16 protein-coding genes are annotated in these 14,930 nt (G+C 73.1%); 7 read left to right on the top strand and 9 right to left on the bottom strand.

Features of this window, described 5'->3' with window-relative positions; translation table 11 throughout:
• The first annotated feature begins 24 nt into the window (after nt 1-24).
• Nucleotides 25-774 (top strand): class I SAM-dependent methyltransferase, encoded by a 750-nt coding sequence (locus QOL88_RS11375; protein ID WP_097216326.1) that lies wholly within the window; start codon nt 25-27, stop codon nt 772-774.
• Here the strand turns inward: QOL88_RS11375 and QOL88_RS11370 are convergent.
• Genes QOL88_RS11370 through QOL88_RS11360 form a run of 3 tightly spaced genes read right to left on the bottom strand, consistent with a single transcriptional unit; the run spans nt 769 to nt 3,981 of the window.
• A complete protein-coding gene (locus tag QOL88_RS11370) occupies nt 769-1,386 on the bottom strand; it encodes a response regulator transcription factor (RefSeq protein ID WP_257027713.1) in 618 nt (205 codons plus the stop codon). The genes QOL88_RS11375 and QOL88_RS11370 overlap by 6 nt on opposite strands.
• The gene (locus QOL88_RS11365; protein WP_097216325.1) at nt 1,383-2,597 is read right to left on the bottom strand and encodes a hypothetical protein; all 1,215 of its coding nucleotides are present in this window, start codon (nt 2,595-2,597) and stop codon (nt 1,383-1,385) included. The genes QOL88_RS11370 and QOL88_RS11365 overlap by 4 nt, the downstream gene beginning before the upstream one ends.
• A gap of 52 nt (nt 2,598-2,649) precedes the next feature.
• Nucleotides 2,650-3,981, bottom strand: coding sequence for a sensor histidine kinase (locus tag QOL88_RS11360; RefSeq protein ID WP_373559341.1), 1,332 nt, complete (start codon nt 3,979-3,981; stop codon nt 2,650-2,652).
• A 331-nt stretch (nt 3,982-4,312) separates the two neighbouring features.
• On the opposite strand from QOL88_RS11360, the gene chsH3 reads away from it, so the two are divergent.
• From chsH3 to QOL88_RS11345, 3 genes are read left to right on the top strand one after another with little or no spacing between them, the layout of a single operon-like run.
• Nucleotides 4,313-5,170: an enoyl-CoA hydratase ChsH3 gene (gene chsH3 / locus QOL88_RS11355; protein WP_097216323.1), complete on the top strand. Its 858-nt coding sequence runs from the start codon at nt 4,313-4,315 to the stop codon at nt 5,168-5,170.
• A 32-nt stretch (nt 5,171-5,202) separates the two neighbouring features.
• Complete coding sequence (locus QOL88_RS11350) at nt 5,203-6,279, top strand: Zn-dependent alcohol dehydrogenase (RefSeq protein ID WP_097216322.1); 1,077 nt, start codon at nt 5,203-5,205, stop codon at nt 6,277-6,279.
• Between the two features lie 11 nt (nt 6,280-6,290).
• A complete protein-coding gene (locus QOL88_RS11345) occupies nt 6,291-7,232 on the top strand; it encodes a 3-oxoacyl-ACP reductase (protein WP_097216321.1) in 942 nt (313 codons plus the stop codon).
• Nucleotides 7,233-7,309: 77 nt separating this feature from the next.
• On the opposite strand, the gene QOL88_RS11340 is transcribed toward QOL88_RS11345, so the two are convergent.
• Entirely contained in the window at nt 7,310-7,477 is a 168-nt protein-coding gene (locus QOL88_RS11340) for a hypothetical protein (RefSeq protein ID WP_097216320.1), read from the bottom strand.
• Nucleotides 7,478-7,574: 97 nt separating this feature from the next.
• Nucleotides 7,575-8,786 (bottom strand): hypothetical protein, encoded by a 1,212-nt coding sequence (locus QOL88_RS11335; RefSeq protein ID WP_097216319.1) that lies wholly within the window; start codon nt 8,784-8,786, stop codon nt 7,575-7,577.
• A gap of 200 nt (nt 8,787-8,986) precedes the next feature.
• On the opposite strand from QOL88_RS11335, the gene QOL88_RS11330 reads away from it, so the two are divergent.
• From QOL88_RS11330 to QOL88_RS11320, 3 genes are read left to right on the top strand one after another with little or no spacing between them, the layout of a single operon-like run.
• Complete coding sequence (locus tag QOL88_RS11330) at nt 8,987-9,841, top strand: Nif3-like dinuclear metal center hexameric protein (RefSeq protein WP_097216318.1); 855 nt, start codon at nt 8,987-8,989, stop codon at nt 9,839-9,841.
• Complete coding sequence (locus tag QOL88_RS11325; protein WP_097216317.1) at nt 9,838-10,581, top strand: zinc ribbon domain-containing protein; 744 nt, start codon at nt 9,838-9,840, stop codon at nt 10,579-10,581. The genes QOL88_RS11330 and QOL88_RS11325 overlap by 4 nt, the downstream gene beginning before the upstream one ends.
• Before the next feature lie 20 nt (nt 10,582-10,601).
• The gene (locus tag QOL88_RS11320; protein ID WP_097216316.1) at nt 10,602-11,879 is read left to right on the top strand and encodes a bifunctional RNase H/acid phosphatase; all 1,278 of its coding nucleotides are present in this window, start codon (nt 10,602-10,604) and stop codon (nt 11,877-11,879) included.
• On the opposite strand, the gene QOL88_RS11315 is transcribed toward QOL88_RS11320, so the two are convergent.
• The 4 genes from QOL88_RS11315 to QOL88_RS11300 form a co-directional block, all read right to left on the bottom strand.
• Nucleotides 11,854-12,504: a bifunctional 4-hydroxy-2-oxoglutarate aldolase/2-dehydro-3-deoxy-phosphogluconate aldolase gene (locus QOL88_RS11315; protein ID WP_097216315.1), complete on the bottom strand. Its 651-nt coding sequence runs from the start codon at nt 12,502-12,504 to the stop codon at nt 11,854-11,856. The genes QOL88_RS11320 and QOL88_RS11315 overlap by 26 nt on opposite strands.
• A gap of 126 nt (nt 12,505-12,630) precedes the next feature.
• Nucleotides 12,631-13,413, bottom strand: a complete 783-nt coding sequence (gene yaaA, locus QOL88_RS11310; RefSeq protein WP_097216314.1) for a peroxide stress protein YaaA — start codon at nt 13,411-13,413, stop codon at nt 12,631-12,633.
• A gap of 53 nt (nt 13,414-13,466) precedes the next feature.
• Complete coding sequence (locus QOL88_RS11305) at nt 13,467-14,045, bottom strand: hypothetical protein (protein ID WP_097216313.1); 579 nt, start codon at nt 14,043-14,045, stop codon at nt 13,467-13,469.
• Nucleotides 14,042-14,815, bottom strand: coding sequence for a MerR family transcriptional regulator (locus tag QOL88_RS11300; protein WP_097216312.1), 774 nt, complete (start codon nt 14,813-14,815; stop codon nt 14,042-14,044). The genes QOL88_RS11305 and QOL88_RS11300 overlap by 4 nt, the downstream gene beginning before the upstream one ends.
• Nucleotides 14,816-14,930 lie beyond the last annotated feature (115 nt).

The following is a 14,930-nucleotide window of genomic DNA, read 5'->3' as shown; positions in this document are numbered from 1 at the left end:
CAGCGGACGCGGAAGGGGGGCCGGATGGACCGGAACATACGCACCGTAGACGACGTACTCGCCCTGCTCGACGGGCTGTTCGCCCCCGAGGCCGATCGGTGGACGGGCCGCGGAGCCGACTGGTGGGACGGCTTCTACGCCGACCGCTCGCGGACGGTGCCGTTCTTCGTGGCAAAGCCGGACGAAAGCCTGGTGGCCGCCGTGGAGCGGGGTCCGGTCGGCGGGGGACGGGCGCTGGACCTCGGGTGCGGGCCCGGGCGCAACGCGCTGTATCTGGCTGCGCGCGGCTTCGAGGTCGATGCGGTCGACCTGTCCTCGGCAGCCGTCGACTGGGCCCGGGAACGCGCTCGTGAGGCGGGGGTTAAGGGCGTGCGGTTCCATCGTGGGGACGCCTTCGCGCTCACCGGCGGGGCACTCACCGGACCGTACGACCTCGTCTATGACTCCGGCTGCTTCCACCACCTCCCGCCGCACCGCCGGGTCAGCTACCTCGCCCTGCTGGAACAACTCCTGGCGCCTGGCGGCCTGTTCGGCCTCACCTGCTTCGCCGCCGGGGACGGAGGGATGGGGTCGGAGCTGTCCGACGGTGACTTCTACCGCGAGGGAGCGGGACTGCGGGGAGGGCTCGCCTACACGCCCGAGGCGCTGCGCAGGATCTTCTCCGATATGACCGAGCTCGAACTGCGGCGGATGCGCGACGAGCCGGAGGAGTCGGAGTGCTTCGGCGAGTCCTTCCTGTGGACCGCGTTGTTCCAGCGGGTGCAGGGCTCATAGCCAGCCCTGGTGGCGGGCCTCGCGCAGGGCCTCCATGCGGTTGCGGGTGCCCGTCTTGCCGATCGCGGAGGACAGGTAGTTGCGGACCGTGGACTCCGACAGGTGGAGCCCGGCTGCGATGTCCGCGACCGTCGCGCCGTCCGCGGAGGCCTTGAGCACGTCGCTCTCGCGGGTTGTGAGGGGGTTGGGACCCGCGCTGAGGGCGGCCGTGGCCAGGGCGGGGTCGACGACCGTCTCGCCGGCCAGGACCCGGCGGATGGCGGCGGCGAGTTCCTCCACGGGGCCGTCCTTGACCAGGAATCCGGTGGCACCCGCCTCCATGGCGCGGCGCAGGTAGCCGGGGCGGCCGAACGTCGTGAGGATCAGCACCCGGCAGCCGGGGACCCGCACGCGCAGGTCGGCGGCGGCGTCCAGGCCGCTCCGGCCCGGCAGTTCGATGTCGAGGAGGGCGACGTCCGGGCGGTGGGCGAGGGCCGCGTCCAGGATCGCGTCGCCCGCGGCGACCTGCGCGACGACCTCGATGTCGTCCTCCATCCCCAGCAGCAGCGCGAGCGCGCCGCGCATCATGCCCTGGTCCTCCGCGAGCAGGACGCGGATGGGCCGCCCGGTCACGGGCCCGGGTCGGGTCGGCAGGTGTCCAGCAACGAGGTCAGCGTCCGGATGAAGGAAGCCGCCGAGTAGTCCGCGTGGTCGCGGATGCGCGCCGCGACCGTATCGGCGCCGCCGCCCTCCAGGAGACCGGCGATCCGGTCCAGGTCCTGCCCGTGCCCCTCCTCGGTGGTCAGGTAGAAGTCCGTCGCGTCGTACGCCATGTGGAAGACGTGCTTCTTCACATCGCTCAGCGTCAGGTAGTCGTCGTGCGTCTTGGGCGTCGGCTCGGGCGCGCCCACGCACACCGCCGGGGTGCCGGCGCCCCAGGAGTTGACCGCCAGGTGGTAGGTGTCCGTGACGACCAGCCGGTAGCGGGGCAGGACCCCGACCAGGTCGCCGACGGTGGGACTCCCCGGGCGGGCCGCGATGTGGCGCACCGGGTCGGGGACCTCCCGGTCGAACCACGGCAGCCACTCCAGCGGGACGCCCAGGCGGTCGGACAAACCCTGGCAGAAGCCGGGCAGCCAGTCGGGGATCGGGGTCCGGGCCCCCAGGAAGACCCCGATCGCACCGCCGTCGGGGACCGACCGGGACCACTCGGTGACCGGGAGGTGGTCGAGGTCGCCGGGGCGGGAGAGCAGCGCCGCGTCCGAACCGAAGTGGTCGGTCGTACGGTCCCGGCGCAGATGCGCGATCTTCGCCGCCGAGAGCGGATCCCGCACCCACATCCGGTGGCTGCGGGTCACCAGGCGCGAGAACAGCGGGCCGTACTCCTTGTCCTCGTAGTCGGACTGCGTGTTGTGCAGGATCGTGCCGCCGTAGCTGAGGGTCCGCGCGAGGACCTCGTCCGGCTGGTCCGCGAACAGCAGGGCGCGGTTCAGCTGCCCCCGGGCGTCGTCCCGGTCCGTGGCGAAGCCGAAGTCGAGCAGGCGGTTCGTCGCGTCCTGCGCCAGGTAGTGCCGGGTGTGCAGGAAGTCGCCCCAGAAGACGACCGCGTCATGGTCCCGGAGTGTGTCGAGGTGCTCGGCCAGCGGGTGGAAGCGGAACGGGAACTCGATGCCGCGCGCGCCGTCGCGCAGCGGCACCGTCTCCGGCGTGTGCAGCGTGTACCAGGTGGCGTCGAACGCGGTGTCCATCCGCCGCCGCAGGGACTCGAACGCCAGGTCCACGGTCAGCATGCCCGTGTTGCGGTACCCGATGTTCGGCGCGGTGATGACGGCGACGCGTCCCATGTGCTCCCGTTCCCCCGGCCGTTGTCGCCGGTGCTCTACGTGGTCGCGCGGATCACCGGCCAACGTACACGTCCGCGTCGCTGCGAAAGTCTCCCGCCCCCGCCGGCCGTGCGTCCTCCACGTCGAGCGGAAGCTCCGCCGTCACCTCGAACCCGCCCCCGGCTCGCGACCCTGCCGTCAGCGAACCACCCGCCGCCGCGAGCCGCTCCGTCAGCCCGGTGAGCCCGGTGCCGCCGGAACCGACCGAAGCCATGACGTCGCCGTCCACCGGCGCGTCCGGAGCGCCCACCCCGCCCCCGTCGTCGGAGACCGTCAGCCGCAGCCGTTCCCCGCAGCCCGACAGGGTGATCACGCAGCGCTCCGCCCCGCTGTGCCGTACGACGTTGGTGACCGCCTCCCGGACCACCCAGCCCAGGAGCGCCTCCGTCTGCGTCCCGAGCGGCGGGCCGGAGCGGCTCACCACGAGGGTGACGCCCGCGGCCGTCAGGACCGAGTGCGCCCGGTCGAGTTCCGTGGCGAGGCTGCCCTGCCGGTAGCCGGTCACGGCCTCCCGGATCTCCGTCAGCGCCTGCCGGCCCACGGCCTCGATGTCCGTGATCTGGGCCAGCGCGGCGTCCAGGTCACGGCCCGCCAGCCGCCGGGCCGCCTCCGACTTCACGACGATCACCGACATCGTGTGCCCGAGCAGGTCGTGCAGGTCGCGGGAGAAACGCAGCCGCTCCTTCTCGACCGCCCGGCGGGCCAGCTCCTCACGGGCGGCGCGCAGCTCCCGCACCGCCTCGGAAAGGCGCATGATCGCGGCCGTCACCATCGTCGAGATCCACGTGGCGTACGCGATGTCGAGCCCGCCCCAGCCGTCGTGGAAGCAGGCCACGGCACCCGCCAGCACCGCCACGGCCGTACCGGCGGGCCGCAGGTGCGACAGCCGCAGGGCCGCGCCGGTCGCGAGGCCGAGCAGCGGGAAGAACAGCAGCCAGGTGTCGCCGTACCCGGCGGCGAGCGCGCAGGTCACGGCCGCCAGCAGGGCGAGTGCGACCCGGGTGGAGAGGGCCTCGCGCTTGTGCTTGTCGAACGAGCGGAACGTTACGTAGATGTAGAGGCTGTTGAAGGTCAGCAGCCCCAGGCCACCGATCCACGGGTTCGCCGTGCGGCCCTGGAAGAGGTGGGAGAACGCGCCCATCCCCATCAGCAGCCACGGCAGCAGGGTGAAGCCGGTGGGCGGCGGGCCGGCCACCGCGTCGGGACCGCCCGCCTTCCGGGCCGCCCGCCACTCGGCCTTCAGCCGTCCCTTGTTCGCCTGGTAATGGCGCCGGTGCTCCCGGGCCTCGCGGACGTCCGACCGCACCGCCTCGAACCGGCACTTGAGCTTGTCCCTCCAGGACACGTTTCCGTCCTCCGTCCCGACTGCGCCGGCCTGGGGCACGGCCCCCGGACTCCGCGTGGTCATGGCAGCGACGTTACGGACCGGGCGGGGCCGGCGGCAGAGGCGGTTGTACGGACTCCGGCAGGACAAATGTCACCGCCACGCCGATCCGGCCCGACCGGATCTGACACGGTGTCAGGAGTCTTCACAAGTGCCGGGGCCTCGGCTATACAGAGGGCGCGGGACTGGAACGCGTTTCAGTTCGCGGCCCGGTCCGGCCCCAGACGGCCTCGGTGCGGCCGACGGTGCGGACGGCCGTACCGAGGTCCTTCCTCCGGCGATCAGGAGCCCCATGCCCATCGACGCAGCCAAGGCGCTCGCCGCCGGACCCCGGACCGGCGAGATCTCCTGGGACCACAGGGACGTGCAGCTGTACCACCTCGGCATCGGCGCGGGCAGCCCCGCCACCGACCCCGACGAACTGCGCTACACCCTGGAGTCCCGGCTGCACGTCCTGCCGAGCTTCGCCACCGTCGCGGGGGGCGGAAAGCCCGGCGTGACCAGCGGCCTGTCCATGCCCGGCATCGAGGTCGAACTGGCCCGCGTCCTGCACGGCGGCCAGAGCCTCGTCATCCACCGGCCCCTCCCGGCGACGGGTACCGCCACCGCGACCAACCGGATCGCCGCCGTCCACGACAAGGGCACCGCGGCCGTCCTCGTGCTGCGCACCGACGTCGCCGACGCCGACGGCCCGCTGTGGACCAACGACGCCCAGATCTTCATCCGCGGCGAGGGTGGCTGGGGCGGCGACCGCGGCCCCTCCACCCGCCTCGAACCGCCCACCGGCGAACCCGACCGGACCGTCGAACGGCCGGTCCGCGACGACCAGGCCCTGCTCTACCGCCTCTCCGGCGACTGGAACCCGCTGCACGCAGACCCGGAGTTCGCCAAGCTCGCCGGATTCGAGCGGCCCATCCTGCACGGCCTGTGCACCTACGGCATCACGCTCAAGGCCGTCGTCGACACGCTCCTCGGCGGGGACGTGACCCGGGTGCGGTCCTACGCCACCCGGTTCGCCGGGGTCGTGTACCCGGGCGAGACCCTGCGGATCCGCATGTGGCACACGCCGGAGTCGACCCGCGTCGCCGTCAGCGCCGTCGAGCGGTCGGACGCGCCCGTCCTCGCCGACACCATCGTCGAACACACCTGAGTCCACAACGCCGTACGAGGGGAGCCCGCACCATGCGCGCAGCCGTGCTGCACGAGATCGGCCAGGACAAGCTGGAGGTCCTCGACGACGTCGAGGCGGTGGGGTTCGGACCCGGCAAGGTGCGGATCCGGGTGCGCGCCACGGGACTGTGCCACTCGGACCTGTCGGCGATGAGCGGGGTGCTGCCGCAGCCCGCGCCGTTCGTGCCCGGACACGAGGGGGCGGGCGAGATCCTCGAGGTCGGCGAGGGCGTGAGCCACCTCAAGGCCGGTGACCGGGTCGTGGTGTGCTGGCTGCCCGCCTGCGGCGCCTGCCCCGCCTGCAAACGCGGCCAGACCGAGCTGTGCCTGGCCGGGTTCATGAACGCCGGCACCCCCAACTTCAAGCGCCCCGGCGGGGACGTCTTCGGCTTCGCCGGCACCGGCACCTTCACCGAGGAGGTCGTCGTCGACGCCGGCTGCGCGGTGCCGATACCCGACGACGTGCCCTTCGACATCGCCGCCCTCATCGGCTGCGGAGTGACGACCGGCCTCGGCGCCGCGCTCAACACGGCCGATGTGGAGGCCGGTTCGTCGGTGGCCGTCATTGGCTGCGGGGGCGTCGGCATCTCCGCGATCCAGGGGGCCCGGCTGAAGGGCGCCGCGGAGATCGTCGCCGTCGACCCGGTGGCCTCACGTCGCGAGTCGGCGCTGAAATTCGGCGCGTCGCGGGCGGTCTCCTCGGAGGAACTGCCCGATGCCAAGCAGCAGGTGACCGGCGGCGAGGGCTTCGACTACGTCTTCGAGGTCGTCGGCAGGTCCGTCACCGCCCGCACCGCCTACGAGAACACCCGGCGCGGCGGCACCCTCGTCATCGTCGGCGCGGGCGCCATGGACGACTTCCTCCAGCTCAACATGTTCGAGCTGTTCTTCGACGAGAAGCGGATCCTGCCGTCGATGTACGGCGGCGGTGACGTGCTGACCTCCTACGAGCGGACCATCGCCCTGTGGCGGGCGGGCCGTATCGACCTCGCGGGCCTGATCACCCACCGGGTGCCGCTCGCGGACATCAACGAGGCCCTGGACCAGATGCGCACCGGGACCGCCCTGCGCACCTGCATAGAGATCTGAGGACTCCGCCGATGCCACTGCCACTTCAAGGGCTGTCCGCCGTCGTCACGGGCGCGGGCCGCGGGCTCGGCCGGGCCGAGGCGCTGGAACTCGCCCGGCTCGGCGCCGCCGTGGTCGTCAACGACTACGGGCAGCCCGGCCGCGACGGTTCGGGCGAGGCGTCCGCGGGGCCCGCCGAGGAGGTCGCCGCCGAGATCCGGGCCTCGGGCGGCACCGCGCTCGCGCACACCGGCGACGTCTCCGACTTCGCCCAGGCACGCACGCTCGTCGAGTCGGCCGTCGACGCGTTCGGCAGGCTGGACATCCTCGTCAACAACGCGGGCATCCTGCGCGACCGCATGGTGTTCTCCATGGCCGAGGAGGAGTGGGACTCCGTCCTGCGCGTGCACCTCAAGGGCCACTTCAACACCACCCGGTTCGCCGCCGCGCACTGGCGGGAGCGGTCCAAGCGGGCCGGGGAGCCGGTGTTCGGGCGGATCGTGAACACCTCTTCGGAGGCGTTCCTCGCCGGTTCCGCCGGGCAGCCCAACTACGCCGCCGCCAAGGGCGGGATCGTCGGCCTCACCACGTCCACCGCCCTCGCCCTCGGCAGATACGGCGTCACGGCCAACGCCATCTGCCCCCGCGCCCGCACCCGGATGACCGAGGACGTCTTCGCGGGCGTCGAACAGCCCTCCGGCACCGGCCTCGACCCGCTCGCCCCCGAGCACGTCGCCCCGCTCGTCGGCTATCTGGCCTCACCCGCGGCCGCCCACGTCAACGGGCAGCTTCTCGTGGTGCACGGCGGGATGGTCGCCGTCGTAGAACGGCCGCGCCTCGCCGCGAAGTTCGACAGCAAGCAGGACGCCTTCACCTACGACGAGCTGGAGGCCGTCCTCGGGCCGTACTACGCGGACCGGCCGGCCGGGGAGACGTTCGCGGCGGCGGAGGTGCTGAGCCTGAAACGCGGGTGAGCGACACCGAAAGCACGGAACGGCCCTCCCCGCTTGTGGCGGGAAGGGCCGTTCGCCGTCTGGTGACCGGCGTGCCGTCAGGCCGCGGTCACGGCCTGCTCGGTCTCCGCCACCGGCTTGCGGTGACGTCCGCGCGGAGCCGTCTCGCCGTCCCGCGTGGAAACCTCTCCACGGTGCCGGCCGGGGCCGGTGGAGGACTGCTGGACGTCGGCGTTACGCGGCTGGTTCGTGCTGGCGTCACTCATCGGATGGAATTCACCCCGTCAACATGATCTTTTTTACAGCCGGGTGAGTCTAACCGGCCCCCTTGACCTCGGATCCAGGCAGCCACGCCAACCGGCACTAGTTCGTTACAAGGCGTCCCAACGGCGCTTCCTGAAGGGGCACAGGACGTGGAGCGGAGGGCGCCGGAGGCTCGGTGGGCTGCGCCGATGGCTGCGCGGGCCGTGCGGAGTGTTCCGCAACCGGGGCCGCCGGCTCGGGCTCCGAAGCCGGCGCCGTCGCCGCCCCATGCTCCGGTTCGGCGGCCGGCGGCGGACTCACCTGCGCCACCCCGCACGGCACGGCCTCCGTCGCGTACGGCAGCCGCAGCACCCCCTCCGGCGTCCACAGGCCCGTGCCCGCCAACCACCCCTCGGGAGCCCGGAAATGGTGCACCCGCCGCTCTGCGGGCCGCCAGACAGCGACCCAGCTGCCCGTTGGCCCGTCCACCCGCAGCGCCACCGCACAGCTCTCCGGCGTCAGCACCTGCCCCGGCTGGACCGCGAACGGCGTGACGGAGCAGTCCCGCACCCGCAGGCACTCCGGGAAGCGCACCGGCAGCGAGCTGCCGAGGACGCCCCAGCCCAGCCGGTCCTGCCCCGGCGAGGGCGCGTCCGAGCGGACGATCAGCAGCCCGCTGTCGTGGTCGGCGAGCAGCAGCCGGTCGTCGCTCTCGGCGGCGATCTGCAGCAGCGGCGACACCTCGCCGCCGCCCTCCAGGTCCACCACGACGGACTTGGTGCGACCGCCGGTCTCCCGGTCCAGCGCCAGCAGCCGCCCCGACCGGTCCAGCCAGACCCCGCCCGAGCAGCGGCCGGGCAGCTCCGCCAGCCGCTCGGGCCCGAAGGCGCCGCCCGCCACCAGCCACACCGACGTCGCACGCGGCCCGACGGCCAGGGCGTAGGCCCGCTCCCCGCCCGGGGCGGGCGGCAGCAGCCGCAGCCGGGCGGTGCCGTCCGGGCACTCGACCGCGCCCAGCGGCAGTTCGCCGGTGCCCGGTCCGGTCGGATAGAGCAGCGAGAACGCGTGCCGCCCGGCCACCACCCGGTGGATGAGGACCCGCCCGTCCGCCATCGGCTGCACCTCGGTGCCGGGCTCCTCCGGCTGGTTGCGGGGCAGCGGCACCGCGTACGGCTCGGGGCCGTCCAGGGTCCAGCGCTCCGGGAACCAGGAGCCGCCGGCCGACGCGAGGCGGGCGCCGTAGGCACCGTCCGCGGTGAGCGTGCAGCCTGTCGGCGCGGTCACGTCCTCGTCCTCGTGTCCCGCCGAAGGTTCGATCACACAGGCCGTCATCGTTCGGTCACCTCCAGTGACGAACGCTAGGTATCGCACGCGCGGACGGGGAATTCCTCGGGCCCAGGCTTCACACATAAGGGTGTTCCAGGAACGATTCGCCTGAGGAAAAGGGGGCGATTGTGCTGAGCGGGGCCATGGGGGCCGGGAGCGGGCGGTGGCGGTGCAACGCCACAGATCAGGCGGGTAGCCTTGCTCCCGTGCCCCGTCTGTCTGAAGTCATCACCGCGCTGGAGACCCTGTGGCCCGCCGAGCGGGCCGAGTCCTGGGACGCGGTCGGCACCGTCGCGGGCGACCCGGACCAGCAGGTCACGCGGGTCCTGTTCGCCGTCGACCCGGTCCAGGAGATCGTCGACGAGGCGGTGAAACTGGGCGCCGACCTGCTCGTCACCCACCACCCGCTCTACCTGCGCGGCACCACGACGGTCGCGGCGACCCACTTCAAGGGCCGCGTCGTGCACACCCTCATCAAGAACGACATCGCGCTGCACGTCGCCCACACCAACGCCGACAGCGCCGACCCGGGTGTCTCCGACGCCCTCGCGGGCGCGCTGGACCTGCGGGTCACCGGGCCGCTCGTGCCGGACCCCACCGACCCCGCGGGCCGCCGGGGCCTCGGCCGCCTCTGCGCGCTGGACCACCCGGTGACCGTCCGCGAGTTCGCCGCCCGCGCCGCCGAGCGGCTGCCCGCCACCGCGCAGGGCATCCGCGTCGCCGGCGACCCCGAGGCGCTCGTGCGCACGGTCGCCGTCAGCGGCGGTTCCGGCGACAGCCTCTTCGACCACGTCCGCGCGGCCGGAGTCGACGCCTTCCTCACGGCCGACCTGCGCCACCACCCGGCGTCGGAAGCCGTTGCCCACAGCCCCCTCGCGCTGCTCGACGCGGCGCACTGGGCCACCGAGTGGCCCTGGTGCGAGCTGGCCGCGAGCCAGCTCGACGAGATCTCCGACCGGCACGGATGGGACCTGCGCGTCCACGTCTCGAAGACGGTCACCGACCCCTGGACCGCGCACGCGGCCTCGCCCCCTTCTGATCCCCTTGGAGCCCCGAACTGAACGCCGCGCCCGCCGACCAGATCCGACTCCTCGACGTCCAGGACCTCGACGTCCGCCTCCAGCAGCTCGCGCACAAGCGCAAGTCGCTGCCCGAGCACGCCGAGATCGAGTCGCTGACCAAGGACCACACCCAGCTGCGCGACCTGCTCGTCGCCGCGCAGACCGAGGAGAGCGACACCGCCCGCGACCAGACCAAGGCCGAGCAGGACGTGGACCAGGTGCGCCAGCGCGCCACCCGCGACCAGCAGCGCCTCGACTCGGGCGCCGTCACCTCCCCCAAGGACCTGGAGAACCTCCAGCGCGAGATCGCCTCCCTCGCCAAGCGGCAGGGCGATCTGGAGGACGTGGTGCTGGAGGTCATGGAGCGCCGCGAGTCCGCGCAGGAGCGGGTCGCCGAGCTGACCGAGCGCGTCACCTCCGTCCAGTCGAAGATCGACGACGCGACCGCGCGCCGCGACGCCGCCTTCGAGCAGATCGACGGCGAGGTCGCCACGGTCACCAAGGAGCGCGAGGTCGTCGCCGCTTCCATCCCGGCCGATCTGCTGAAGCTCTACGACAAGCTGCGCGGCCAGCAGGGCGGCGTCGGCGCGGCGAAGCTGTACGCGCGCAGCTGCCAGGGCTGCCGGCAGGAGCTCGCCATCACCGAGCTGGCCGAGATCCGCAAGGCCGCGCCCGACACGGTGGTCCGCTGCGAGAACTGCCGCCGCATCCTGGTGCGCACGTCCGAGTCCGGTCTCTAGGCCTTCAGGGAGCCCTTCCGGTGCGGGAGTTCATCGTCGAGGCCGACGGCGGCTCGCGGGGCAACCCCGGGCCCGCCGGCTACGGGGCCGTGGTCAGCGACGCGGTGACGGGGGAGACCCTGAGGGAGACCGCCGAGTACATCGGCGTCGCCACGAACAACGTCGCCGAGTACCGCGGCCTCCTCGCCGGTCTGCGCGCCGCCCGGGAGCTGGACCCGGACGCGACGGTCCACGTCCGGATGGACTCCAAGCTCGTCATCGAGCAGATGTCGGGCCGCTGGAAGATCAAGCACCCCGACATGAAGCCCCTGGCCGCGCAGGCGGCCCGGGTCTTCCCACCCGGCCGGGTCACGTACGAGTGGATGCCGAGGGCCCAGAACAAGCACGCCGACCGCCTGGCCAACGAGGCGATGGACGCGGGGGCCAGGGGCGAGCAGTGGTCGGAGGCGGAGTCCACGGCGGAGCTGGACACGGCGGGTGAGGTTGCCGCCGGGGTTTCGGAGGGTTCCGGAGTCGCCGCCGAGGTCTCGGAGGTTCCCGGAGCCGCCGAGGTCTCGGAGGTTCCCGGAGCCGCCGAGGGCTCGGAAGTTTCCGGAGCCGCCGAGGACGCCGCACGCGCCGACACCCGCGCCGCCACAACCGTCGCCGCTCCCGGCTGGGCCCCCGCCGACATGGGCGCACCCGCCACCTTCGTTTTGCTGCGGCACGGCGAGACGCCGCTGACCCCGCAGAAGCGGTTCTCCGGGAGTGGTGGCACCGATCCGTCCCTGTCCGACACCGGCCGGGAGCAGGCCGAGCGGGCCGCCACGATGCTGGCCCGGCGGGGCACGATCCAGGCCGTCGTGTCGTCGCCGCTGGCCCGTACGCGGGAGACCGCCGGGATCGTCGCCGCCCGGCTCGGACTCGACGTGAGCATCGACGACGGGCTGCGCGAGACCGACTTCGGCGCCTGGGAGGGACTCACCTTCGCCGAGGTGCGCGAGCGCCACCCCGAGGACCTGAACGCCTGGCTGGCCTCACCGGACGCCGAACCCACCGGAGGCGGCGAGAGCTTCGCGGCGACGGCCACCCGGCTCGCCGCCACCCGCGACAGGCTGGTCGCGGCCCACGCCGGCCGCACGGTCCTGCTCGTCACCCACGTGACCCCGATCAAGACGCTGGTCCGGCTCGCCCTGGGCGCCCCGCCGGAGTCCCTGTTCCGCATGGAACTGTCGGCCGCGTCCCTGTCGGTCGTCGCGTACTACGCGGACGGCAACGCCAGCGTCCGCCTCCTCAACGACACGTCCTACCTGCGCTGAGCCCCGCCGCCGCACGGGCCAGCTCCTCGACGCGCCCCCAGTCGCGGGCGGCGACGGCGTCCTGCGGCAGCATCCAGCTCCCGCCCACGCAGCCGACGTTGGGCAGGGCGAGATAGTCCGGGGCGGAGGACGGGCCGATGCCGCCCGTGGGGCAGAAACGGGCCTGGGGGAGCGGTCCCGACAGCGACTTCAGATACGCCGTGCCGCCAGCGGCCTGCGCCGGGAAGAACTTCATCTCCCGCACCCCGCGCTCCAGCAGCGCCACGACCTCGGACGCCGTGGACGCCCCCGGCAGGAACGGCACCCCGGAGGCCCGCATCGCGTCCAGCAGCACGTCCGTCCAGCCCGGACTGACCAGGAAGCGGGAGCCCGCGTCCACCGCCTCCACGACCTGCGCGGGACGGATCACCGTCCCGGCCCCGACCACCGCCCCGGGCACCTCCCGGGCGATCTCCCGGATCGCCTCCAGGGCCGCCGGCGTCCGCAACGTCACCTCGATCGCGGGCAGCCCACCCGCGACCAGCGCCCGCGCGAGCGGTACGGCGTCGCCGGCATCCTCGATGACGACGACGGGGACGACGGGCGCGAGGTCCAGCACGGAGGCGGGCGGGGCAGGGGAGACCATGGCGTCATCCTGCCGTCGGCATGCAGAGCACGCAAAGGCCGTTGCGCACTCTGCAACGCCGCCACCCGCACCCGCACCCGCACGAGCGCGACGAGGGCCGTCGTCGACGTCGCGGCGCCCAGCCCGCTAGTGAACCTCGTCCACCAGCACGTCGAGCGACCAGCTCTGCCCCGACTTCGCCGGAGCCTGCGCCTCCACGACGTACCCGAGATCCTTGAGCGCCTCCACCAGCTCGGCCGGCCCCTTCGGCTCGGCCCCCGAGGTCAGCAGGCTCCGCACGATCCGTCCCTTGGTCGCCTTGTTGAAGTGGCTGACCACCTTCCGGGTCGGCGCGTGCAGCACCCGCACGGACGCCGTACGCCCGGCGACCTCGCCCTTGGGCTTCCAGGCGGCGGCATACGCGGCGGACCGCAGATCCAGCACCAGCCCGCTCCCGGCCACCTCGGGCAGCACCGACGCCATCGGCGTACGCCAGTGCGCGCCCAGCGCACCGAGCCCCGGCAGCTTCACGCCCATCGAGCACCGGTAGGACGGAATCCGGTCCGTCACCCGCACGGCACCCCACAGCCCGGAGAACACGAGCAGCGACCGCGCGGCCCGCCGCTTGGCGGCCGTGTCCAGGCTCGCCAGACCGAGGGAGTCGTAGAGCACGCCCGTGTAGATCTCCCCGGCCGGCCGCGCCCCCGCCGTGCGCAGCTCCGCGTTCTTCGCGACCTCGCCCCGCAGTCCCTCGCTCAGCCCCAGCACCTCACGCGCCTTGTCCTCGTCGCCGGCGCACAGCTCGACCAACTCGGTGAGAACGGCCTCCCGTGCGGCGGTCAGCCCCGGCAGCGACAGCGACTCCGGCTTGAGCGGGGCACCGCGGCCGGAGGAGCCCTTGCCTTCGGACGGCGGCAGCAGGACAAGCACGCGTACTCCTTCGATCGAACTCCGCCGACAGCGTACGGGGGCGGACGAGGAGCTCAGACGGGCGCCCGGCCGAGGGCGCGGACGAGGCCGTCGGGGTCGTCGGCGTGGAAGCGGACGACCCGCACCTTCCGGCTCCGCCCGTAGAAGCCGACGTGCGTGAGGGGTTCCGTCAGTTCGAGCGTGACGCTGGTCTGCGAGCCCACCTCCAGATCCAGCTCCCCGTCGGCCCGCCCGTGCGTCATCCGCAGCTCGCGCCGCACGGCACCGACCCGCTCCAGCGGCACCAGCAGATCGACATGGACGTACCGCCGTATCCGCAGGGTCCTGCGGTCCGGATCCAGCACATGGGGCCGTACGACGGACGAGGCGTGCAGCCCGACGACGAACACGATCGTGTACACGTCCAGGAAGAGGAACACCGCGTGCACGGCCGGCCAGTCGCGCAGCAGCACGGACAGCGCGACCGTCTCGACGACACACACGAACGCCAACCCGGCCATCATGGCGCCCTGCCCGCGCGCGTACCCGAAGGCCACCCCGCCGCCCGTCCCATGCGTACGCCGCGCCACCCACAGGGCGAGACTCGCGAGCAGCCGCACCTCGTGCCGGACCAGGAGCCACCCGACGCTCATCGCCGCTCCTCGGCGAGGATCCGCAGCGTGCGGCGGACGGCCTCCGCCTGGGCCGGGGCGAGATCGTCATAGAAGACGCGCAGGAAACCGTCGTCCGGGTCGGGCTCCCAGGCCTCCCCGGTCTCCCCGGTCTCCGGGAACAGCCCTGGCGGAATGCAGCCGGCGAGTGTCAGGGCGGCCTCCTCGACGCGCGGGTCATCGGGCTCGGCGCCGGCGAGCGCGTCGAGCAGCGCGTACGCCTCTCCCGCCCGCGCCATCGCCCCCGGACTCCCCAGCGCCTCACCCACCCACGCCACCATCCGCTCCCGGTCCTCGGCCGGCATGGCGGTCTCCAGGAAGGCGATGATCTCGCGGTCCTTCACGGCCATGGGCGAGTCCGACAGATGCGAGGTCCCGGCGAACAACGCGGCCAGCTCGGGCGACACCGGCCCCTCGGCGGGCATCCCGCCCTCCGCCTTCAGCAGGGTCCGCAGCCGCGCCCGCCGCTCCCGCAGGACCGCCTCCTGACGCGCCAGATCCTGGTCCAGCTCGGTCAGCACCTCGACGAGGTCCTTCCCCGCATCGTCCGCGAGCACGTCCCGCACCTCGGCGAGCCCCAGCCCCAGCTCGGTCAGCCGCCGGATCCGCGCCAGCACGACGGCATGCCGCAACCCGTACTCCCGATACCCGTTGGCCCGCCGCTCGGGCTCGGGCAACAGCCCCAGATGGTGGTAGTGCCGCACGGCCCGCGTGGTGACGCCGACGACGGCGGCGAGTTCTCCGATCCGCATGCCACCAGTGAAGACGTTGACGCTGCGGCAGGGTCAAGCGAGCCGTTCGGCCTTCTGACGAGGACCGTGCTCGTGTGCCACGATCGAGGGAAGGGATCCCGATCTCACGGACAGG

This window comes from Streptomyces sp. Ag82_O1-12, from assembly GCF_900182715.1.
Taxonomy (GTDB): domain Bacteria; phylum Actinomycetota; class Actinomycetes; order Streptomycetales; family Streptomycetaceae; genus Streptomyces; species Streptomyces massasporeus.
The sequence above is the reverse complement of the archived record's forward strand: the minus strand, read 5'-3'. Positions and strand labels throughout refer to the sequence as shown.

Coding starts and splice junctions, on each gene's coding strand:
- QOL88_RS11375 (WP_097216326.1), top strand. CDS start 25: ATGGACCGGAACATACGCACCGTAGACGACGTACTCGCCCTGCTCGAC.
- QOL88_RS11365 (WP_097216325.1), bottom strand. CDS start 2,597: ATGGGACGCGTCGCCGTCATCACCGCGCCGAACATCGGGTACCGCAAC.
- chsH3 (WP_097216323.1), top strand. CDS start 4,313: ATGCCCATCGACGCAGCCAAGGCGCTCGCCGCCGGACCCCGGACCGGC.
- QOL88_RS11350 (WP_097216322.1), top strand. CDS start 5,203: ATGCGCGCAGCCGTGCTGCACGAGATCGGCCAGGACAAGCTGGAGGTC.
- QOL88_RS11345 (WP_097216321.1), top strand. CDS start 6,291: ATGCCACTGCCACTTCAAGGGCTGTCCGCCGTCGTCACGGGCGCGGGC.
- QOL88_RS11340 (WP_097216320.1), bottom strand. CDS start 7,477: ATGAGTGACGCCAGCACGAACCAGCCGCGTAACGCCGACGTCCAGCAG.
- QOL88_RS11335 (WP_097216319.1), bottom strand. CDS start 8,786: ATGACGGCCTGTGTGATCGAACCTTCGGCGGGACACGAGGACGAGGAC.
- QOL88_RS11315 (WP_097216315.1), bottom strand. CDS start 12,504: ATGGTCTCCCCTGCCCCGCCCGCCTCCGTGCTGGACCTCGCGCCCGTC.
- QOL88_RS11305 (WP_097216313.1), bottom strand. CDS start 14,045: ATGAGCGTCGGGTGGCTCCTGGTCCGGCACGAGGTGCGGCTGCTCGCG.
- QOL88_RS11300 (WP_097216312.1), bottom strand. CDS start 14,815: ATGCGGATCGGAGAACTCGCCGCCGTCGTCGGCGTCACCACGCGGGCC.